The organism is Longicatena sp. (assembly GCF_982403165.1).
This window is the reverse complement of sequence record NZ_CEVYEL010000023.1, coordinates 1-22,853: the sequence shown is the minus strand read 5'-3', so window position 1 is coordinate 22,853 and position 22,853 is coordinate 1. Positions and strand designations below refer to the sequence as shown.

The window sequence follows — 22,853 nt, the reverse complement described above, 5'->3', positions numbered from 1 at the left end:
TCAATAATCATCCCCATTTCCTTAAAGAGTGCCACATGTTAGAAAAGAGTGAAAAGGTAGAACTTTACCATCTGCCTCTGGTAATGAAAATCTTTTCAAAACTATATTGACTTCAAAACAGATAATCATTATAATGTATTAAAATATCAATTATAAATCGGGAAAGTTTATAAGTTGAGTAGAAAAGGAGATGTGAACTATGGCGTATTATTTTGAAGAACCCTCTCGTACTTTCAGCGAGTACCTATTGGTACCTGGATATTCCAGCTCTGATTGTACCCCAGTAAATGTTTCATTGAAAACACCTCTTGTAAAATTTAAAAAAGGGGAAGAACCTGCATTATCGTTAAATATCCCAATGGTATCTGCCATCATGCAGTCTGTATCCGGGGAGCGTATGGCATGTGCTTTAGCTAGAGAAGGAGGAATCTCCTTTATCTATGGTTCTCAGAGCGTAGAAGATGAGGCCGCAATGGTAAAGCGTGTAAAAATGACGAAGGCAGGTTTTGTTTACAGCGATTCCAACATTCGTCCGGATGCTACCTTACAGGATGTATTGGATCTGAAGGAAAGAACAGGTCATGCGACGATGGCCGTAACAGAAGATGGGACGGCGGAAGGAAAACTTGTAGGCATTATCACAAGCCGTGATTACCGTATTTCTCGTATGGATACAGCAATGAAAGTCAGTGAATTCATGACACCATTTGAAAAGCTGATCTATGGTAAAGATGGCTGTACTTTAAGTGAAGCAAATGATTTAATTTGGGAACATAAACTGAATCAGTTGCCGATCATTGATGAGGAACAGCATTTAAAAGCATTCGTATTCCGTAAAGACTACGATTCTCATAAAGAACATCCAAATGAATTGTTAGATAGCCAAAAACGTTATTTAGTTGGTGCCGGTATTAACACCAGAGATTATGAACAGCGTGTTCCTGCCTTGGTAGAAGCAGGTGCAGATGTATTATGTATTGACTCAAGTGAAGGCTTCAGTGAATGGCAGGCAATCACTTTAAAGTGGATTCGTGATCATTATGGTGACAGCGTAAAAGTCGGTGCCGGAAACGTTGTGGATGCTGAAGGTTTCCGTTTCTTAGCAGATGCAGGTGCCGATTTTATCAAAATCGGTATCGGCGGAGGTAGTATCTGTATTACCCGTGAACAAAAAGGTATTGGACGCGGACAGGCTACAGCTACGATTGAAGTTGCGAAAGCACGTGATGAATATTATAAAGAAACAGGTATCTATATTCCTATTTGTAGCGATGGTGGTATCGTACACGATTACCATATTACCTTAGCATTGGCGATGGGAGCAGATTTCGTGATGTTAGGTCGTTATTTCTCTCGTTTTGAAGAATCACCGACAAAGAAGGTTACCATCAATGGTACATATATGAAGGAATATTGGGGTGAAGGCAGTGCCAGAGCACGTAACTGGCAGCGTTACGATATGGGAGGAAGTAAGAAACTTTCATTCGTAGAAGGTGTTGACTCTTATGTTCCATATGCGGGAGCATTGAAGGATAATGTCGATCTGACGTTAAGCAAGGTAAAACATACCATGTGTAATTGCGGTGCTTTGACGATTCCTGAATTACAGAAAAAAGCAAAAATTACACTTGTATCTTCTACATCTATCGTAGAAGGCGGCGCACACGATGTTGTCGTAAAGGATAATACGATTGATGCTAAAGTCAAATAACCATACGTTATATTCTGGCATAATCAACTATGTAAGATAATTAGGTAAAAAGATCACTTTGACGCAAACAATATGTTTGCAAGAAGTGGTCTTTTCTTTCTGCTTTGCACACGATGAATACGAAAAGGTAATTCATTTTTTTGAAAAAGTAAAGGTTACTAGAAAAGGTATCTAAAAACTCATTGTATATGTTATATAGAGGAGGTATAATGCAAGAAAGATATATACGTGATATGTATATTGGGGGTGCTTTTAATACCAACCTTTTCGTTAGGAGAAAGGAATATACGTATGAATGATAAGGATATTCGGGAGAAATTACAGGAAACCTTACAAGTGGAATGCGAGCAATTAGAGAAGGATTTGCATTGGCAGGAAGAAAGATTAGAACCCCTTACCTCATCCTTTTTGAGTGCGCAATTTGCATGCAGCCGCAATTTGATTTCTCATTATATGAGTGAATTTCAACAAAAGGGTCTCGTCATTAAAACGAATACGCGTCCAGTATATTTTTTCTGGCGAAAAAGTTTAGAAAACCGCTTTGGCGTTATATTGAAAGCGGAGTTGTATGAAACGCTTGAAGATTTAAAGAACATATTAGCAAAAAAACAGCAGCATGCATTTCATAACCTAATCGGAGCAAATGATAGTCTTAGCTATGTGGTGGAACAATGCAAAGCAGCGATTAGCTATCCGGAGCATGGTCTTCCCATCTTATTACAAGGACCGACGGGAACCGGGAAAAGCCTGATTGCACAGTTAATGTACCAATATGGGGTTGAGATGGAAATACTGTCTAAAGACAGCCGTTTTATGACGATGAATTGTAGTGAATATGCAAACAATCCGGAGATGTTGATGACCAATCTTTTTGGTTATAAGAAGGGGTCTTATACCGGTGCGGAAAAAGATACCCAAGGGTTATTGGCTTTAGCGGATGGCGGTATCTTGTTTATGGATGAAGTGCATGGGTTAAAGCCGGAATGTCAGGAAAAAATCTTTCTTTTTATGGATAAAGGCATATATCATATGGTGGGGGATAATGATACTTGGTATGTATCAAATGCACGATTGATTTTTGCCACCACGGAACAGCCGGATGAAGTCCTCTTAAAAACATTATTAAGAAGAATTCCGCTTATTGTGAAAGTGCCTTCGCTAGCAGAACGCCCTCTTCAAGAAAAACGGGAACTTTTACAGTTTTTAATTCAAGAAGAAGAGAAACATATTCAACGTAAAATTTCCATGTCTGACCTTGTCTTCCGTACATTAGAACGCCATACGTTTACAGGAAATATCGGGGAATTGAAAAATGTCATTCGCGCAAGTGTCGCCAAAGCATTCTTACGAAATCAAAAGGATATGGATGATGTCTCTTTGCATATATATGATTTATCAAGTGATTTATTAGAAAGTACCGGAAAAGATGTCACCTTGTATGATTACGATGATCGCACGATGATTCACAGTGAAGATATGTTTTTGAGCATCCATAAAGATAGTCGCTTATATAATTTTAATGCATATCTGATTCACAAATTCCATACGTTGCATGCATATGAAAAAGATCTGAATGCTTATTTAGATAGCTGCTGTCTGAAATTGGAACAATATATCGATTCTTTATTTACTGAGCATACCTATCATTCTCCAAAGCTGGATATGATCAATCATCTATTGACCAATATCATGAATATTGTTATTCATAAATATGATTTAGAGAAATTTTCAAATAACGAAATCTCAATGATCGTACATTTTCTAAACGATTATATGCAAAGCCTTTCTTCAATTAATCAACTGAAAATACAGAATCGCAAGGAAGCTGAAGAACTTCAAAATCGTATCCATAATGAATACACAAATGAATACAATGTCATAGGTGATATCTGGCAGCTCATCTCAGATGCCTTAAGTTTTACCCCGGGTCCATTTGGTTATTTAGATTTATTTCTCTTTTTCCGTTATTTTAACCGTGAGATGGTTGCTTCTCCAATACCTGCTGTTATCATTGCCCATGGCTACGCGATAGCAAGCGGCATAGCAGAAGTGGCAAATCAATTATTGAAACAGCGGATATTTGATGCAATTGATATGCCGATTGAAAGTGATTTTAATGATACGGTAAAAAAATTAGGTGAATACATCAAAGGGAAAGAAAATTATAATGAAGTAATTGTTATGGTTGATATGGGGTCTTTAGAAGCGATTCATCAAAAAATGGAAGGCATGAAGCGTATGGATATTGGTATCATCAACAATGTCACAACAAAATTAGCGTTAGATATTGGCAGTATGATACTGGAAGAGATGCCGATTCAGGAAATCTTAAAGCAAGCGAGTCATCGCAATCAATATCGGTATGAATTTGTAAAAAATCGTAAAAAACAAGATGCTATTTTAGCAGTATGCGAAACGGGTATTGGCACAGCTGAAAAAATCAGTAAGCTAATGGAAGATTCTTTACCTAAGACCGTATCGATCGCCATGATACCCTATGATTATGATTCATTAGTGAAATCCGGTACGACATCATTGGTTTTTGAAAAATATAATGTCCTATTTACAGTCGGAACGAAAGATCCTAAAATCTTTGATGTGCCGTTCATCTCTTTGGAAGAGATGATCGAACAGAAAAGTGTGGAAAAGACGAATTCCGTGTTTGAAAGTATCATGCGGCCGGATCAGATTGAAACCTTTAATGAAAATATGATCAAAAATTTCTCAATGGATAATCTGTTGAGTTACTTAACGATTTTAGATAGTGATAAAATCATTGACAGTGTAGAAAAAATTATTAAGACAATTCAGAAAGAATTGCATATGAAATTAAGCAGCAGTGTCATTTTGGGACTGTATATTCACATCAGCTGTTTGATAGAACGCTTGATTATTAATAAAAATGTGACGAAATTTGAACATTTAGAAACTTTTGAAAAAACACAAACGGAATTTATACGCATTGTTAAAAAAGCATTCCATGATGTGGAACAGCATTACAATGTGAAAATACCGGTGTCGGAAATCGGCTATATCTATGAATGTATCTTTCAGCGTGATAGTGTCAAAGAAGTGGACGAGAGTGTCAACGAATTGTGGGATAGTATTGAATGATCCTTTCTCAGCATTTGTTTAGAAACTTTCTAAACCAAGAAATCTCTCCTATTCATCGGGGAAATGTTATAAGCGTGTGACTTTGTATAAAGTTGGCACGCTTTTTGCTTATCATAGGTGAAGGACATAAAACAAGAAGGGAGGTAGAAACATTGCAGAATTTAATATTAGCTTCTCATGGCTCACTTGCCGAGGGTATGCTAAGCGCTGCGAATATGATCGTAGGTGATATTGAAGGAGTGGATGCTTATGGTTTAGATACCTATCACTCGCCACAAGATATTTATCAGCTGTTGAAGAAAAAAATCGCCGAAGATAACACACATGAATATATCATTCTGTGTGATATCTATGGTGGCAGTGTTCATAATCAGCTGATGCATCTCTGTGTTTATCCTAATGTATTTCTATTGACAGGCATGACATTATCTATTGTTTTAGAGTTGATTCTGGCGAATGAAACAGGGGATATCGAAGAAAAGCTTTTACAGGTAATTCAAAATGCAAAGGATAATATGCTTTTGTTTACTTACCAAAGAGTACATAATGCGATTGATAAAGGAATCGAGGATGAAAAATTATGGTAGAACTTTGTCGGATTGATGATCGTCTCCTGCATGGACAGGTGGCTGTGACTTGGGTTGGAGCAGTGGCACCGGAAGCAATTCTGATCGCCAATGATGAGGCTGCGACAAATGAGATGAGCAAGCTTGCGTTAAAGATGGCAAAACCGGCTGGTGTGAAACTGGCGGTTAAGACGATTGATGAAGCAGCTGCTCTTCTTAACAACCCAAAGGCAGCAAAGATCAAGATTTTTCTTATCACAAGAACTATTCAGGATACCTTACGACTTGTCAGTATGACAGATCAGATTCATCGTGTGAATATTGGTGGAGTCAAAAATAAGGAAGGAGGAAAGATGATAGCGGCTGCTGTATGTTTAGACAACGATGATTTACATGATTTGATGAAACTGCGCAAACGAGTTGATGAAGTAGAATTACGTATGGTTCCTACGGAACATAGAATCAGTATCGATAAATACTTACGAGAGGAGGAGGTTGAAGTATGATCGTTCAAGCACTACTTGTCGGAGTTACTGTTTGTTTACTGGACTTCTTGGATGTCTGGTTATGTAATCCGATGATCACACGACCACTTGTTGTCGGTACGGCAATGGGTATCGCTTTAGGGGATATTACAACAGGAGTACAGGTAGGGGCTTCATTGGAATTGGTATTTATGGGTGTTATGGCAATCGGCGGCACAGTGCCACCGGATTCCATTCATGGAACAGCTGTTGGGGCAGCTTATGCCATTATACTTGGTAAAGGTATTGAAACAGCAATTGCTTTAGCAGTACCGGCATCTATCGTTTGTCAAATGCTATTTGTTCCAGGCATTGGTATACGTTCTTTATTTACACCATATGTGGAACGTCAAGTAGAAAAAGGCAATTGGAAAGCTTTGCAAAGAATATTCCCAGTAGTTTCAATATCCTATGAAATCTTTAATGGTACCATCTGTGGACTTGCTGTTTTCTTAGGTGCTGATGTCATGAGTGCTTTTATCGACAGTTTACCACAAACATTATTAGATGGCATGGGGGTAGCAGCGAATATGTTAGGTGCAGTCGGTTTTGGTTTATTGTTAAAGATGATGTGGCAAAAGAAACTTGCTGTTTATTTCTTCTTAGGATTTATCATGGCAGCATATTGTGGTATGCCTTTGATGTCAATCGCTTTACTTGGTGTCATTATTGTCATCGTTTTATTCTTTGAGGGTGAATTCAGTAAACGACATACGGTAAGTGAAACATCTCCAACAGTAAATGAGGGAGAGGAGGAATTATTCGATGATTAGAGAGAAATTTGGTTTGAATGAAGAAGATGGCAAATTAATGGCAAAAGTAGCAAGACGTTCACATCAAATTAATGCAGTGTATACATGGGAAAAATTTCAGGCTATGGGATATTTATGGACCATGATTCCTGTCATCAATAAGATGTACGATACTGAGGAAGAACGTATTGCAGGCTATAAACGACATTATGAACTCTTTAATACAAACCCGGTCGTCGGTGGGTTCATCACAGGACTAAATACGGCTATGGAAATGCAGGCAGCAAAGGATAAGGAGTTTGATAAAGCTTCAATTGCAGCTGTGCGTACATCCTTAATGGGACCATTTGCCGGCATCGGAGATTCTATTTTTCAAAGTACATGGCGTGTGATTACCATGGGAATCGGCTTAAGTCTTGCCAAGGATGGCAATATTCTGGGTCCCATTGTATTCTTAGTCTTATTTAATCTATTGGCAGAACCATGTCGTATCTTATTGCCTTATGTCGGCTTTAAGATGGGGTCTAAATTTATGTTGCAGGCTGAAGAAAGTGGTATCATGAGCTTTATCACCAAAGCTGCCAGCATTGTCGGACTTATGACCGTAGGAGCAATGACAGCGACAATGGTTTCCGTACAGATCGGTTATGTATTTACCATGAATGGCAGTGAATTAAAGATACAGGAAATGATTGATACCATTTTCCCTTGTTTATTGCCACTGTTATTGACCCTTGCTTGTTTTAAGCTCTTAAACAAGAACATCAAACCGACAACATTAATTGCCATCATTATGGTGCTTGGCATCGTCGGAAAATATATTGGTATCTTTTAAAAATATTGTGCTGAAATAGCAAAAGGAGGAGTAGCTAATGAATCTTATTGATACAATTCGTCGTGTTCCTAATCCCGTACGTAAAGTTTTAGAGGAAAGGAAAGCATTAACAAAAGATATGTTTGATTATTTAGGTGATCGCTTATCCACCATAAATGAAATTATCTTAATCGGCTCTGGAACCAGCCATACATCCTGTCAAACTTCTAAGGAGTTTGTGGAAACCGCAAGTGGCATTGCCTCTACAGCAATATTGCCCAACATCTTTTTAGCCAAACGGGTATTTAATCCAAATGGTTTATACATCTTCACATCGCAAAGTGGTACTTCTACTTTGGTAAATATCGCACAGCGTAAAATGAAAGAACTTGGTTATGCGACAGTAGCAATTACAGAAAGTGCCGAAACACCTTTGGCAAAAGAGAGTGGCTGCCATGTTCTGATGGAAACAGATAATGAGGAATTTGGCTGTCGAACGATCGGTTACTGTATGTCTGTATTTACGCATATGATCATTGCCATGGAAATCGGCTTAAAGCGCCAGGCATTAAGTGAAACAGAGTATGCAAAATATCTGGAAGATGCTCAAAAAGCGGCTGATATGCATCATGAAATCTGTGACAAAACGATGGAATGGTTTGATCGGAATAAATGGAAACTGATGAATAAGGATGGATTTGTTATCTATGGTGCCGGTACATTATATGGTACAGCATTGGAAGGCGCTTTAAAGGTTTTGGAGATTGCCAGAAGATTCTTGTGTGTTGGTTATGATATGGATGATGGTATGCATGGACCTACCATGGGGTATACAAATCGTCATGCAGTCATCATTTTCGATGATGGCCACAATGAAAATATTACCAAAGGTTTGATTCGTTATGTCCGTGACAAAGTAGGCGATGCCTTCGTAATTGGCAATGACAGCAAACATCCATGTGATTTGGCTTTTGAACCTTTAAAAACACCATTTGTATTCTTACAATATGCGCCGGTAGTAGAAATTTTAGCAGCGCGGCTTGCCTATGACTATGGTATCAATATTAAGACGATTGGGCCATTACCTGAAGCAGGTTACTTTAATACACATGATGATTAAGTTATAATTATACAAAGGATGCTGATGTGAAAGAAGTGTTTCAATAATCATATCAGCATCTTTTTTATCAAAGCGATAAGATTAGGAGAAACTATGCAGAAATTAACATATAAAGTAAAAAAGATGATGGGCATTCATGCCAGGCCGGCTTCAGCATTAGCACAATTTGCCAGAATGTATCAAAGTGATATAAAACTATATTGCCAAAATCGATGTGCGAATGCGAAAAGAATGGTAGAAATAATGGAACTTAGTATTCATAAAGATGAAGAAATCCTATTTGAAATTTGTGGTGAGGATGAATGCCGCGTTGTGAAGGCGTTACAGCAATACTGCCACTCTTATTTATGAGGTGATAACATGTATAAAATGATTGTCTTTGATTGTGATGGCACGTTACTTGATTCTTCCGCTATGATTGCGATGATACAAAAGGGATATAGCTCCATGTTTCCTCAACGTAAGAAGCAGCCTTACGCGTTTTTTATTCCTTGTTATTATATGAGTGATGAGGAAAACCTAGCCTATTTACAGATACCGAAAAGCTGTAAACGGCAATTTGAAGAACTATGCTTTGGAAAGTGTGGAGATTTTTCTTCACATACGCATATCTTTGAAGGTATCCAAGAACTTTTACGACAACTGCTGGACGATGGGATTGCATTAGGAATAGCCACTTCGCGAAATACAACGGCTTTTTTAGAATTGCAATCTATGTTTGATGCAGATATCTTTTCAGCCTTTTCTAGTATTGGTACGCAGGATGTGGTAAAGCATACAAAACCGGCACCGGATGTTTTATATTACATTATGGAACAAACAAATTTGACTGCGCAAGAATTACTATTCATTGGCGATTCTATCAACGATGCCCTTTGTGCGAAAGCTGCCGGTGTTGATTTTGCATGGGCAAAATGGGGAGTTGTCAGTGAAGAAGAACTACCCTATACGTATTGTTTATACGATCCTCAGGATGTTTATAACATCCTACGGTAACATCAATACATCTTAAAAATATAAAACGCGATGATTTCGTTGCTATTTATTTTAATGCAAATGACATCAAATAAAAAAGCTCTAAAGAGCTTTTAATACTGCTTATATTGATTCTTACCGGCAGCCTTTGCTTTATATAATGCAGCATCAGCCATGGTAAGGGCATCTTCATAACGGAATAGATCATCATTTTGAAAGATCGTAAAGCCACAGGAAATTGTCGCTTTTTCAGCAGCTTTATTCATCTTGTGCTCCATGCCGATTTGATCAAGTTCTTCATAGATATGATCGAGGTATTCACAGATATCTTCCTTTGTGATATTTACGCATAAGGTGATAAATTCATCACCGCCAAAACGTGCAGCAAAGAAACGCGAATCGCCGTTTTCATCCATACAGCGGGCAACGTTTTGTAACAGTTTATCCCCCATATGATGACCATAATAATCATTGAATTCTTTAAAATAATCCACATCGGCTACCACGATACCAATTGTTGATACATGCGGGTTTTTATGCATCGCACAGACCAGGGAATTAAAATAAGAACGATTAAACAGTCGGGTGAGACCATCAATTTTTATCTGCGCCTCTAACTGATTTTTCTCATTCCGGAAACGATCACGCTCTTTCATGATCTGGTTCATTTTAATCTTTTCTTTCATACTTTCTGACTTTGTCTTATTTGTCATATCCTCAACCAATTTTTGTAACATATAATATTGCTTATAGGAATTAATTAAGACATTTTCTAAATGGAAACACTCCGCATAGCGAATCCAATTACGATGCAATTGCAACTGTTGTTCGACATCATCCTCCAGACACATTTCTCCCATATACTGTAAATATTTTTCTGCTCGTTCCTGATCTTTGATTTGTAGGAGGATGGCAAAGATATCGCAGTAGAAGGTGAAATAATAGGTCCGGTTTTTATGTTTATGAAGATTGCTTTCACTGAAATAATCAGCAATTCGTTTGACGCTATCGACACGTTTGCTGGCATTGGCAAGGTACAATTCACATAAACGAATGACATGTGTCGACAATGGCGAAGCTTTAAAGGATACTAGTTTCGCCGCATATTCTTGATAACGTTTTATGGCTTTATCTAAATGTTCGTTAAAGATTTCTAACTGTATCAGATTTAAGATAACCAACAGATCGGCATGTGTCATAATGGTAGCTTTCTTATCCAAGAAGGTTTGATATGCCATCTTAATATAATACAGAGCTTCCTGATAATCTTCCTTTTGAAAAAACATCGTGGCAATATTGTTTAAAACTACCATTTTTTGATGCAGATCTTTTTCATTCTCCGCTAAGTTATAGGCATTTAATAAGTTTTGAATAGCATTTACTTCATCAAAATGAGAATTATAATACAAACCGGCAATGGTGTAGTTGCGTAGTAATAAATCAGTGTAATGATATTCTTCTCCCAGGTTTAATGCAATATGCAGATGTTTCAGACATGCTTCATGTTCACGAATCATCAGATGGTAATCGGCTAGAAAGGTGTGGGCAAAGGCGATGGCATGGGTATCTTTATGCGCTTCCCCTAATGTCAGAAGCTCATTTGCCAGCTGAAACTCATCATCCATATCCGCATTGCTATGCTGTACCAGCAGATTCATCAATTCCTCTTTTTTATGTTTATACTCATCCATATACATCCCTCTTTTTTATAACCATAATTTTTTGCTATGAATGTTTGATATCCATATTATACTATAAAAGCGTTAACAAAAATACTATTTATGTGGTTATTTTTCAGAATTTACCGGCGTTATCTTCTCTTGTTAAGAAATTGTGATTTTATTCGCAAATTCGCAAAATACGTTTACGAATAAGGCTCTTAGTGGTATAATAAGACCGTTACATAAGGAGGATTTTACAATGGCAAAGAGAACTGTAAAAGATTTAGATGTTGCTGGAAAACGCGTTATCGTAAGATGCGACTTCAACGTTCCAAGAAAAGATGGAAAAATTACAAATGACAACCGTATCATTCAGGCGTTACCTACAATTAAATACCTGATTGAAAACAATGCAAAAGTTATCTTGATGTCACACTTAGGTAAAGTAAAAACAGAAGAAGACAAAGCAAAAAACGATTTGCGTTGTGTAGCTGATCGTTTAAGTGAACTGGTTGATACTAAAGTTACTTTCGTACCAGTAACAAGAGGAAAAGAACTGGAAGATGCTGTTGCAGCATTGAACGATGGAGAAATCGTTGTTGTTCAGAATACTCGTTATGAAAAAGGCGAAAGCAAAAATGATCCTGAATTGGCTAAATACTGGGCTAGCTTAGGTGATTTGTTTGTAGAAGATGCATTTGGTAGCGTACACCGTGCACATGCTTCTACTGCTGGTATTGCATCTATTTTACCTAACGCATTAGGTTTCTTAGTAGAAAAAGAAGTAAAGATGCTGGGTGCTGCTGTTGACACTCCAGAACGTCCATTCGTTGCAATCATCGGTGGTGCTAAAGTATCTGATAAGATTGCTGTTGTTGACAACCTGCTGAAGAAAGCAGACAAAGTTCTGATCGGTGGCGGTATGGCTTATACATTCCTGAAAGCACAGGGTTACAATGTTGGAAAATCTTTAGTAGAAGAAGATAAGCTGGAATTGGCAAAAGAATATTTAGCTAAGGCTGAAGGTAAATTGATCCTGCCAGTTGATCATGTATGTGCTGATGCATTTGCAGAAGATGCAAACACAGTTGTTGCTGACAATGACAACATCCCTGCAGATTACATGGGCTTAGATATCGGACCTAAATCTATTGAACTGTACAAGAATGAATTAGCTGGTGCTAAGACTGTTGTATGGAACGGACCTATGGGTGTATTTGAAATGAAACCATTTGCTAAGGGTACTTTGGAAGTATGTACAGCAATTTCTGAATTACCAGGAGCTACAACAGTTATCGGTGGCGGAGATTCTGCAGCAGCGGCAATCCAGTTAGGATTCGCTGAAAAATTCTCTCATATTTCTACCGGTGGCGGAGCTTCTTTGGAATATATGGAAGGTAAAGAACTGCCAGGTATCGCTGTTATCAGTGATAAATAAAAAACATTAGAGGAGAAAATAAATCATGAGAAAACCAATTATTGTCGGAAACTGGAAAATGAATAAAACCATGAAGGAAACAAAAGAATTCATGGAAGCTGTAGATGGTGTTGCGGCAAGTGACAACGCTACCTATGGTATCGGCGCTCCTTATACTGCATTAGCTACAGCTGTTGCAGGTGCTAAAAACTTAATCGTAGCTGCTGAAAACTGCCATTTTGAAGATACAGGTGCTTTCACAGGTGAAGTTTCTGTACCTATGCTGCAGGAAGTTGGCGTTACACACTGTATCATCGGTCACTCTGAACGTCGTCAGATGTTTGGGGATACTGATGAAACCGTAAACAAAAAAGCAAAACGCTTAATTGATGCAGGTATCACACCAATTCTTTGCATTGGTGAAACAGAAGCACAGTATGATGCTGGTGAAACGGAAAAAGTTATCCGTGAACAGTTGAGTGGTTCTTTGGCTAACTTATGTCCAAAATGTGTTGGTAACATGGTTATCGCTTATGAACCAATCTGGGCAATCGGTACTGGCAAATCTGCTACAAAAGAAGATGCACAGAACTGCTGCGCTATCGTACGTGATCAGGTTCGTGTCATGTATGGTGATGAAGCTGCGGAAAATGTACGTGTACAGTACGGTGGATCTGTAAAACCTAACAACATCGTTGAATATATGGCTTGCCCAGATATCGATGGTGCATTGATTGGTGGAGCTAGCTTAAAAGCAGACAGCTTTATTGAAATCATCGAAAAAACAAAATAAGATCTTATAGGTGAAGGAGTAGAGCAATCTGCTCCTTTTTTCAATGTATGCAGTTCATAATCAACTAGCCTTTTTCATTTAAGATACAGTTTATCATTCATATTGTAAGCTTTTAATCAGAAAAATGCTTTGCTGTTATCTTAAGTAGGAGTACTATGGCAGTCTAAGCTCATTTAGCAAATAGCGTACATCAAAAAAGGAAAACCGCGCTAGTTTTCCTTTGTATTACATCGGCTTATGCCATTGCTTATCTGGTTTTCTTCTGCAATTGAGTTAGCGTCTTTTCCATATGACGTAGTAATTGTTTATAATGTGTCAGCTGCTCTGCTTCTTCTTTTGCCTTAGCTAAGGCTGTTTTGGCATCTGCCAGCTGTTTCTTCATAGCAACCAGATGATTTGTAGCATTAAGGAAAGCATTATAATTTGGATCATCAGGATTTCCCTGACAAGTATTAACTTTACAGATGAATTTTCCTACATATAAAGCTTTATCCATCGCATCATACATGGCACGCTCGGCTTCCTTGCTTTGATCTTCAAGTGTAGATAGTTTCTTTTTTACTTGATGACAATGCGCAATGTCTTTTTGTGTCTGTTGTATTAAGCTTTTTAATCGTTCCTTGTCTTTCTTATATTGTTTTATATCCTCTGTTTCCATATGTTCTAAGATATTCTGGTATTCAGTCGGATAAACAAGTTTTGGTGTCTTGTTATTTTGATATAGAAACATAAGCAGCAGGCATATGCAAAAAACTGATAGGATTATCAAGCATTTAGGCTTTTTCGCGATGGTTTTAAGAGCTGGCATGTGCATCCCTTTCTTTCTTTTTTCTCTTGGTTGTAAGGCTTTTCTTTTTTAATAGAATCACGTATAATAGGTTATAAAAGAGGTAGATATTTATGAAAGTAAAGTCAAAGATAGGTGCGTTTTGGATAGCGGCGTTGATCTTTATGGCATTTTGTACATTTATGATGCTGCGCTTGGTGATACATCAAAAGGATATCGCTCTGGATGCCATAGAGTTACTGGCTGTTTTTTGTATAGATTTCTTATTACTGTGGGCAACCTTTGATACATGGTATGCATTTCAGGAAGATTATTTAGAAATCAAAAGTGCCTGCTTTTGTCATAAGAAAATACATTATTTTGCGATTACAAGTATTGAAGAAACACAGGCATCTTATTCCTCCGTGGCTTTGTCAAATGATCGCTTGGATATCACTTATGTGAATGAAGCGCATGAGCAGGAAGAAATACTTATCTCACCGGTAAAAAAAGATGAGTTTATAGCGCAATTGAAGCATCGTTCTAAAATATTATAAGCAAAAGCTGCATTTCTGTTTTTATTTACAGTGCAATGCAGCTTTTTTACTGTTTGGCTGTGATATATTGTTTGTGAAAGGCTGCTTTCGAAATTGGTTTAGAGACATAGAATCCTTGAATGGTATCGGCTTGCAGCGTACAGACGGTATCCAACTCGTTCTTTTCTTCTACCCCTTCTACGGTAACTTCAATGTCAATGCTGTGACATAAAGAGATGACAGCATTGATAAAAGAGAGATTAAACGGATTGGTATGAATGGCATTGATAAAGGAACGATCAATTTTAACAATATCGGCAGGTGCCTGTGTCAACATTCCTAAGGAAGAATAACCAGAACCAAAGTCATCCATGGCGATACGGATATGCATTTTTCTTAAAGTGGAGAAGCATTCCCGTATTGGCCCCATATCGGTGACAAAATAGCTTTCAGTCAATTCTATAACGATATGTTCCGGAGCTAATTCATATTTTGCTAATAAGCTGCGAATGGTTTCTACGAAATCATCTTCTAATATTTGTAAGTACGATACGTTAACATTCATGACAAAATCTTTTATAAGATTGCTCCACTCTTTGCAAGTGGCAATCGCTTGCTCCAGAATCCATTTTCCAGCTTGGATGATCAAGCCGCTGGATTCTAAAACAGGGATAAATTCAATAGGTGAAATATCGCCGAATTTTTCACTTTTCCAACGCATTAAAGCTTCACTGCCTTGTATCTTCATGGTCTTCGTATGAAGCAATGGCTGATATACTACATAAAAATTACGCATCTGGTGTAACACATTATGATGTAATTCTTCATTGATGGCAATCTGGTGCAGTTTCTGTTTAATTAAATCATCATTGAAAAAGGTACATGTATTTTTCCCTTTCTGTTTACTGGCTTCTAACGCACTGACGGCATATTTAATTAAGTCTAAATAGTCATTGCCATTTTCAGGAATCATAACGACTCCTGCTGAAACGGTGCAATAATAGGAACCGGCATCGCTTTGATGCGGATGGTTGCTGTAAGCGTGTAGTTTTTGATAAAGCTCATCGGTTTTCTTTTCATCGGCTTCATCATAAACAATAGCAAATTGATCACCATCATAACGATAAATCTGCGCATCATAGGGCAGTAAACTTTGAATATCCTGAGCAAACTGACGTAAAACGATATCGCCAAATACATGATTTTGTAAGGTATTAATATGTGAGAAGTCATCAAGACCCAGTAACATCATACTGCCATGTTTTCCACTTTCCAACAGAATGGCTAAATGATCAATACAGCTTTTCTGAGTTAAAAGACCGGTGATATGGTCAATTCTTCCTTTGTTCTCTAAACGGGTGATCATCCCGGCAAACAGTAACGGTGCCCCATCCTGATCACGCTTTAATAAACCACGGCATACGATCCAGATCAATTCACCTTTGCGATTACGTATTTGATATTCTACATTATGCTCATCAGTATCTCCATTTAGCATACGGGCAATGGATTCATCATAACGTTTACGATCTTTATCGACAATAAGATCACCCCAGATAGGAACCAGTCCTTTTACTAAACGCCCGGGCAAATCAAAATCAAGATACATGTTTTCAGATATCAGAGATATATCGCTTTGCATGTCAACTAAATAGATGTAATCATCTGTACTGTTTACGATGGCATCATAAAAAAGGCTTGCATCTATATGAAACTGACGAAATAAATCTCTGTTATCCATAGCCATTCCTCTTCTTTCTCTTCTTCTAATATATCATGATTCCAATGAATTTCATAGAATAAAGAATAAATTTTATACCCGATAATATAACCAAACAAGTAAAAAAGATAACCATTATGTGAAGGCTTTCTTAAGATTTTGTGAAGTGTGGAATTAATGGTTGTCACACTTATGAATTTGTTTTAAAATAGGGCAAAGGTGATGAACTTTATGAAAAAGAAAAAGCATATGGGTATTCGTATTTTCTGCGCATTGTTATTTTTGGGCATCAGCGGTTCGGTTATGTTTAGTATTTACAAGCTGTCAGCGGAGAATGGTGCGCAATCAAATTTACGAAGTGAAATCGTTACGGAAAAAATCAAACAAGAAGTAAAGACAAGGCTAGAATCTTCTGAGAAGGGAATGCAGCTTTCGGAAAAAATAAAGTATTATGTCATTATGCATTCGCCATATGGCAGTGACTGGAATTCCAATATACGTAAACTGGCCCATTTCTCGATTTATTTTGCTTTAGCATGTGGTATTTATATCACCTTGGCCATTCTCGGTGTAAATAAGACCTTGCGCTTTTTATTAACTGTCGGTATCTGTTTCTGTTTTGCCTTTGGCGATGAGCTACATCAACGCTATACCGGCCGAACTTCGAGTATGAAGGATGTTTATCTGGATACGTTTGGAGCTCTTGTTTCAACTTGTATCTGGACGGTGCTTTCCTGGTTTGCCAGTGGCATTTCTTTGTTGGTACATAAGGTCAATGAGATGTATGAATAGTTCTTACAATATTGAAAGATGACAGCCGTCATCTTTTTCTTTCGTGTATAATGAGTTAGGACAAGTAACAACAAGAAAGGAAAGAGTGCCATGTATAAGATATTGCTCATTGAAGATGATGAAACAATCGTAAAAGAATTATCCGAGGTTTTGCGGCGGCAGGGATATGCTTGCTGTGTGTGGAATTTGATGGAAGATATGCAATTATTGTTACAGCGTGAAGAACCGCATTGTATTCTGTTGGATATTAATCTTCCCCATACCGATGGTTTTGTATTATGCAAACAGATACGCTCTTTTTCCGGTGTGCCAATCATCTTTGTGACAAGTCGCAATACGGATATGGATGAGCTTTGCAGTATGACTTTAGGTGGTGATGATTTTATCACGAAACCATATAATATCAGTATTCTTATAGCCCGCATCGCAGCTGTTTTAAAGCGCACGTATGCACATGGCGAAACCATTCTTACCCATCGTGGTGTATATCTTTTCGTTGCTCGCAGTGTTTTAGCTTATGAGGGCAAAGAGTGTGAATTGACAAAGAATGAATTGCGCATCTTATACAATTTATTTTGTCATAAAGGAGAAATCGTTGCCCGTGATGACTTGATTGATGATTTATGGGATAATAAACTATTTATTGATGATAATGCATTAAGTGTGAATATTACGAGAATACGTGCGAAACTAAAGGAACTCGGTGTAGAAGCGTTCATTCATACCAGACATCGACAGGGGTATTGGATATGAATGTAAGAGAAGTCTTTGCGCGACATGCTTTCTTTTTGATTCTTATGTTTTTATGGATGCTGTTATGTGATGGTGTTTTATATGGCATGGGCATAGCATGGGAAGTTTTAGCATTCCTGAATGTTATGAGTGGATGTATGGTATGCACATATATAATAAAAGTAGGCAGACAGCGCAGCAAGCGGAAAAAAGAGATTGAACGAATTGCGCAGACATTGGATCAGAAATATTTATTACAGGAAGTCTTAGGACATGATAAAGATCCACAGGAACAGTTTTATGCTTACCTGCTTCGTCTTGGTAATAAAAGCATGTTGGAAAAAATCAGTGAAGTGAAAAGAGAACGATTGCAATATCAGGAATATGTGGAACAATGGGTACATGAAATTAAAACGCCTATTGCGGCATTAAAGCTGCAATGTGAGAATGTGCAGGATAAGCGCAAGCGGGATATGCTGCAGCAAGTGGAGCGGGTAGAGCATTATGTGGAACAGGCATTATTTTATGCCCGCAGTGAAAATGTGGAAAAAGATTTACGAATACAGTATTGTGATTTGTATGATTGTTGCAGTGAGGCTTTGTTACAGTGCAAGTATTTATGCACCAGTGCGTTTTTACAAATTCATTTTGCTTTTACATCGGCAATTGTGGCAACCGATGAGAAGTGGGTTATTTTTATATTGAACCAATTGATTGAAAATGCTGTCAAGTATCGAAAAGAAAAAGCGCATTTATATTTATACATTACCCATGATGCTTCCTATGTGACTTTACATGTGCAGGATAATGGGGCTGGTATTCCTATGCAGGATCAAACACGAATATTTGAAAAAGGATTTACGGGTGAAAATGGAAGAAAGCATAATCAACATGCGACTGGCATCGGTTTATACTTATGCAAACGACTTTGTGATGCGCTGCAGATAGAAATAATGGTGCGTTCTAAGGAAGGCGTGTTTACCGATATGCAGCTACGCTTTCATAAATAAAAGTTCTTTCAACTTTGTAAGGACAGCGTAAGGAAACATCATACAAACAGAAAAGGGAAACCTTTATACTGAATGTGTAAAGGAGTGAACAAGATGACATTGTTAAGAGTTGAACACGTAGAAAAATATTATGGAAATGGCGGAAATTTATGTAAAGCCTTGGATGATATTAGTTTTACTATGGAACAAGGGGAATTTATTGCGGTGATGGGGGCAAGTGGCAGTGGAAAGACAACGTTATTAAATGTCATAGCGACCATCGATACACCAAGTGGCGGTGATATTTATGTACAGGATGAAAATGTGTCTATGAAAAAGGAAGAAGCATTAGCTGCTTTTCGGAAACAACAGCTTGGCTTTATCTTTCAGGATCTAAATTTATTAAACACGCTGCGTATAGATGAAAATATCGCGCTTCCTTTAACGCTATTGCATTACGATACAAAGCAGATTGATGAAAAAGTGTTAAAGATGGCGCAGCGACTCGGTATTGAAGATGTATTGCTGAAATATCCATATGAAGTCAGCGGAGGACAGCGGCAGCGTTGTGCCTGTGCCAGAGCTATGATCCATCAGCCTTCCTTAATACTTGCAGATGAACCAACCGGAGCGTTAGATTCCCATGCGTCTTATTTATTTATGGAACAGCTTTTACAGCGTAATACAGAAGATCATGCTTCTATTTTGATGGTTACACATGATGCATTCAGTGCCTCTTATGCGAAACGAATTCTCTTTTTAAAGGACGGTAAAATTTTTAATGAACTATATCGCGGAGAATATAGCCGTTCATCATTTTATCAGAAGATTTTAGATGTCATGATGCTGTTAGGCGGTGATGTACATGCTATACGTTAAACTCACTTTACGTAATTTACAACGCAGTATGAAAGAATATGCCATCTTCATGTTAACGATGGTCATATCTATGATGTTGATGTATTCTTTTATGGCAGTAGCGTTCAGTGAACAAGTGCTACAGCTTAGCAAGCATATGGATGCATTTGCTCAGGTTATTTTGGTTGTATCTATGGGACTTGTTATTGTGATTGGCTGGTTGATTTCCTATATAGCGAACTTTATGTTACGAAAGCGCAGTCGAGAATTTGGCATGTATTTATTGATGGGGATGACGCGTAAACAAGTTTGTCGCATGTTTTTGTTGGAACAATTTTGCATGGGACTTTTTGCTTATGGCATTGGCTGTATCCTTGGTTTGTTTACCTTTCAAATCTTATTAGCCATCATTCAGCATATTTTTGGCATCGCTTATCAGTTTGCTTTTCGCTTTTCCATTCCAGCGGCAGGTGTTACCTTTCTCGCCTTTCTTATCCTATATGCATATGAATTGGTGAAAGAATATCGTATCTTGCATCATGTAAATATTCATACCCTGCTGTATCAGGATCAGCAAAATGAAACAGTGAAAAAAGGACGCCTCCATACGCTGGTGTACATGCTTGGGGCAATTTTATGTGCAGCCGTGGGACTAAAGTTATTTTATGATGGCATGCGCAATGGGATACGTGATGTTGAAGAAACCAAAAAATTGTTACCGGCTGTCTTGCTGATCATTGCATCAATTTATGCTTGTTTTTTGGGACTCTCCGGTTTCTTGCAGCATTTCTTAGATCAGCATAAACAATTGAAGTATCAACACAATAGGATGTTTTTGTTGGGACGATTGCAAGGGCGGTTACGCTCAAATCGTATTGTATTGGCAACATTATCCTTATTGACCTTAGTGACGATTTGTTTTCTTTGCTTTGGCATGAAGTTTAAAGAAACAACGGATTTGACGATTCATAGTGCAGCTCCTTTTGATTTACAAGTGATTACCCAACATCAGCAATATATCAAAAAGGCGGCAGGATTTTTAGCTGAAAAAAAGCTTACTTATGAAGATCATACGTATCAAACTTATACACATCTTAGGGATGATGTAAAGGTGAAACAAACCTTTGCGAAAGCATTGGATCATACGGCATATGATTCCACGTATTATCGGACAACGACCTTTATGCGTTATGCTGATGTACAACGATTATTGCAATTAAAAGGCAAAAAAGTACCTGCTTTAGAAAAGGATGAATACATGCTTGTTGTAAGTAAGAAGCAGCAGGAACTTATGGAAAGTTATTGCCGCAAGCATCCGTTTACCATCAATGGAAAGCCTATGAAACTGCGCTATGTCTGTACCGAGGAAATATTACAGACAATGTATTTTGTAGTTGTGCCTGATGTGTATGTGCAAGGAGTAAAAGGAGATACCTTTTATTATGTAGCGCAAAGTGCCAAAGAATTACCAAGTGCTTGGGAAGATCAACTTTATGAACGATGCAGCAATTCCCAGTTACAAGAGTATAGCAGTGTTCGTTTGCATAGCAGCTATGTGGAAACATCCATGTTTTCCTATGTGACCATTGTTTTTTGTTTATTCTATGCTGCTTTTATCTTCATCTGTGCTGCCGGTACCATCCTAGCCACGCAGCAATTAAGTGATCTTGAAGCCCAAAAATATGAGTATGCGCTTTTGCATAAAATGGGCGCATCACGCAAAACGTTATATCGTCTTTTACATTATCAGAATCTATTGTATTTCCTATTGCCGTTGCTGCTGCCTGCTTTCTTTATGATTCCCATACTGAACAGCTTGGATATTATGTTTACCACAACCGATGCGACAACACCAATGTATATGTATTTAGGAATTACACTTGCATTGTTCTTTACCATTTATCTTGCTTATTATGCATTAACCTATATCAGCTGTCGTCGTAATTTGGATATATAAAATAATAAAAGTATCGCCCATACAAAGTTTGATCGTTGCTTTCTATATAGCATTACGCTCTTATTGGCAACAGACTCACGTTTTATATAGAGTGGTTGATCTATGATATTCTTGCTTTTACGCGCAGGATCAGAGCATTTCTTTACCTTTATGTATGAATCTGTTATACTATTGAATACTACCAGAAGGAGGAAACATCATGTTTGGTTATGATTTCAATAGTTTTCTGCGTGAAATGATTTATCTGATACCGGCCGTGGCAATTGCTTTGAGCTTTCATGAATTTGCTCATGCGTTTGTATCCTATAAGCTGGGTGATTATACGCAAAAGGAAAGAGGTCGTTTGACTTTAAATCCTTTAAAGCATCTGGATCCCATTGGTACTTTATGTTTGCTTTTCTTTCAATTTGGATGGGCCAAACCAGTGGAAGTAGATCCTTATTATTATCGTAATAAAAAAGAAGGCATGATCTGGACAGCCTTAGCTGGACCATTGATGAATATGCTGATTGGTTTTATCTGTGTATTCTTATGCTATTTGATGATTCGTTTTAATTTCTATAGCAATTATTCAGGTGCTGTTGCCGATTATCTGTTTCAATTGAGTTATATGACTGCACTTATTAACATTGGATTAGGTATCTTTAACTTAATACCATTACCGCCACTTGATGGTTCTAAGATTTTAATGGGTGTTCTTAGTGAAGAAACTTATTTCAATTTGATGCGTTATGAAATGTATTTATCCTTCGCATTGATACTGGTATTGGTCAGTGGTGTATTAGATGGCCCATTGTTTTATGCAAGAAGTGCGATCGTCAATTGTTTCTCAACAATCAGTCGTGTGTTATTAGGAATGGGGTAAACCTGTTCCTTTTTTATGTGATGCAGGTGGAAGCAGATTGTTTTATGAAAGACGTCAATGTTTACATGACGTATAGAAGATGGAAAAGCAAAAATTAGATTATTCTGTGAATTTCATATTTGTGATACGAGTTTGATAATGAAAATTATAAATCAGTGAAAATTTTTTAGTTGATTAAGACTACTGTATAT

21 protein-coding genes are annotated in these 22,853 nt (G+C 37.6%); 18 read left to right on the top strand and 3 right to left on the bottom strand.

Features of this window, described 5'->3' with window-relative positions; translation table 11 throughout:
- Positions 1-199: 199 nt before the first annotated feature.
- The 9 genes from AC1VS3_RS06740 (at position 200) to AC1VS3_RS06700 (ending at position 9,597) form a co-directional block, all read left to right on the top strand.
- Positions 200-1,711 carry an IMP dehydrogenase gene (locus AC1VS3_RS06740; protein WP_008690434.1) on the top strand — a complete coding sequence of 504 codons (1,512 nt, stop codon included), beginning with the start codon at positions 200-202 and terminating at the stop codon, positions 1,709-1,711.
- Positions 1,712-2,002: 291 nt separating this feature from the next.
- Complete coding sequence (locus AC1VS3_RS06735) at positions 2,003-4,825, top strand: sigma 54-interacting transcriptional regulator (protein ID WP_008690435.1); 2,823 nt, start codon at positions 2,003-2,005, stop codon at positions 4,823-4,825.
- Positions 4,826-4,977: 152 nt separating this feature from the next.
- The gene (locus tag AC1VS3_RS06730; RefSeq protein WP_008690436.1) at positions 4,978-5,412 is read left to right on the top strand and encodes a PTS sugar transporter subunit IIA; all 435 of its coding nucleotides are present in this window, start codon (positions 4,978-4,980) and stop codon (positions 5,410-5,412) included.
- Positions 5,406-5,897, top strand: a complete 492-nt coding sequence (locus AC1VS3_RS06725) for a PTS sugar transporter subunit IIB (RefSeq protein ID WP_008690437.1) — start codon at positions 5,406-5,408, stop codon at positions 5,895-5,897. The genes AC1VS3_RS06730 and AC1VS3_RS06725 overlap by 7 nt, the downstream gene beginning before the upstream one ends.
- On the top strand, positions 5,894-6,688 hold the full coding sequence (locus tag AC1VS3_RS06720) for a PTS mannose/fructose/sorbose/N-acetylgalactosamine transporter subunit IIC (protein WP_008690438.1): 795 nt from the start codon (positions 5,894-5,896) through the stop codon (positions 6,686-6,688). The genes AC1VS3_RS06725 and AC1VS3_RS06720 overlap by 4 nt, the downstream gene beginning before the upstream one ends.
- Entirely contained in the window at positions 6,681-7,502 is an 822-nt protein-coding gene (locus AC1VS3_RS06715) for a PTS system mannose/fructose/sorbose family transporter subunit IID (RefSeq protein WP_008690439.1), read from the top strand. The genes AC1VS3_RS06720 and AC1VS3_RS06715 overlap by 8 nt, the downstream gene beginning before the upstream one ends.
- A gap of 37 nt (positions 7,503-7,539) precedes the next feature.
- Entirely contained in the window at positions 7,540-8,601 is a 1,062-nt protein-coding gene (locus AC1VS3_RS06710) for an SIS domain-containing protein (protein WP_008690440.1), read from the top strand.
- A 93-nt stretch (positions 8,602-8,694) separates the two neighbouring features.
- Entirely contained in the window at positions 8,695-8,952 is a 258-nt protein-coding gene (locus AC1VS3_RS06705) for an HPr family phosphocarrier protein (protein ID WP_008690442.1), read from the top strand.
- A 9-nt stretch (positions 8,953-8,961) separates the two neighbouring features.
- Positions 8,962-9,597, top strand: a complete 636-nt coding sequence (locus AC1VS3_RS06700; RefSeq protein WP_008690445.1) for an HAD family hydrolase — start codon at positions 8,962-8,964, stop codon at positions 9,595-9,597.
- A 92-nt stretch (positions 9,598-9,689) separates the two neighbouring features.
- Here the strand turns inward: AC1VS3_RS06700 and AC1VS3_RS06695 are convergent, their stop codons facing one another.
- Positions 9,690-11,267 (bottom strand): GGDEF domain-containing protein, encoded by a 1,578-nt coding sequence (locus AC1VS3_RS06695; RefSeq protein WP_008690447.1) that lies wholly within the window; start codon positions 11,265-11,267, stop codon positions 9,690-9,692.
- A gap of 229 nt (positions 11,268-11,496) precedes the next feature.
- Between AC1VS3_RS06695 and AC1VS3_RS06690 the strand changes: the two genes are divergently transcribed.
- Both AC1VS3_RS06690 and tpiA read left to right on the top strand, forming a co-directional pair.
- Positions 11,497-12,675 (top strand): phosphoglycerate kinase, encoded by a 1,179-nt coding sequence (locus AC1VS3_RS06690; RefSeq protein WP_008690448.1) that lies wholly within the window; start codon positions 11,497-11,499, stop codon positions 12,673-12,675.
- A gap of 25 nt (positions 12,676-12,700) precedes the next feature.
- Entirely contained in the window at positions 12,701-13,447 is a 747-nt protein-coding gene (tpiA, locus tag AC1VS3_RS06685) for a triose-phosphate isomerase (protein ID WP_008690451.1), read from the top strand.
- A gap of 247 nt (positions 13,448-13,694) precedes the next feature.
- Here tpiA and AC1VS3_RS06680 read toward each other — a convergent pair whose 3' ends face one another.
- Complete coding sequence (locus tag AC1VS3_RS06680; protein WP_128125067.1) at positions 13,695-14,177, bottom strand: hypothetical protein; 483 nt, start codon at positions 14,175-14,177, stop codon at positions 13,695-13,697.
- Positions 14,178-14,347: 170 nt separating this feature from the next.
- On the opposite strand from AC1VS3_RS06680, the gene AC1VS3_RS06675 reads away from it, so the two are divergent.
- Positions 14,348-14,770, top strand: a complete 423-nt coding sequence (locus tag AC1VS3_RS06675; RefSeq protein ID WP_008690455.1) for a PH domain-containing protein — start codon at positions 14,348-14,350, stop codon at positions 14,768-14,770.
- Positions 14,771-14,816: 46 nt separating this feature from the next.
- Here the strand turns inward: AC1VS3_RS06675 and AC1VS3_RS06670 are convergent, their stop codons facing one another.
- The gene (locus AC1VS3_RS06670; protein ID WP_008690456.1) at positions 14,817-16,490 is read right to left on the bottom strand and encodes a putative bifunctional diguanylate cyclase/phosphodiesterase; all 1,674 of its coding nucleotides are present in this window, start codon (positions 16,488-16,490) and stop codon (positions 14,817-14,819) included.
- A 210-nt stretch (positions 16,491-16,700) separates the two neighbouring features.
- Between AC1VS3_RS06670 and AC1VS3_RS06665 the strand changes: the two genes are divergently transcribed.
- The 6 genes from AC1VS3_RS06665 (at position 16,701) to AC1VS3_RS06640 (ending at position 22,662) form a co-directional block, all read left to right on the top strand.
- Positions 16,701-17,261 carry a VanZ family protein gene (locus AC1VS3_RS06665; RefSeq protein WP_017144746.1) on the top strand — a complete coding sequence of 187 codons (561 nt, stop codon included), beginning with the start codon at positions 16,701-16,703 and terminating at the stop codon, positions 17,259-17,261.
- A gap of 90 nt (positions 17,262-17,351) precedes the next feature.
- Positions 17,352-18,014, top strand: a complete 663-nt coding sequence (locus tag AC1VS3_RS06660) for a response regulator transcription factor (RefSeq protein ID WP_008690458.1) — start codon at positions 17,352-17,354, stop codon at positions 18,012-18,014.
- Positions 18,011-19,003 (top strand): sensor histidine kinase, encoded by a 993-nt coding sequence (locus AC1VS3_RS06655; protein ID WP_008690459.1) that lies wholly within the window; start codon positions 18,011-18,013, stop codon positions 19,001-19,003. Before AC1VS3_RS06660 ends, AC1VS3_RS06655 begins: the two co-directional genes overlap by 4 nt.
- Before the next feature lie 93 nt (positions 19,004-19,096).
- Entirely contained in the window at positions 19,097-19,861 is a 765-nt protein-coding gene (locus AC1VS3_RS06650; protein ID WP_008690460.1) for an ABC transporter ATP-binding protein, read from the top strand.
- Positions 19,848-21,797, top strand: coding sequence for an ABC transporter permease (locus AC1VS3_RS06645; protein ID WP_008690461.1), 1,950 nt, complete (start codon positions 19,848-19,850; stop codon positions 21,795-21,797). The genes AC1VS3_RS06650 and AC1VS3_RS06645 overlap by 14 nt, the downstream gene beginning before the upstream one ends.
- A gap of 199 nt (positions 21,798-21,996) precedes the next feature.
- Entirely contained in the window at positions 21,997-22,662 is a 666-nt protein-coding gene (locus AC1VS3_RS06640; RefSeq protein WP_008690463.1) for a site-2 protease family protein, read from the top strand.
- Positions 22,663-22,853: the final 191 nt, after the last annotated feature.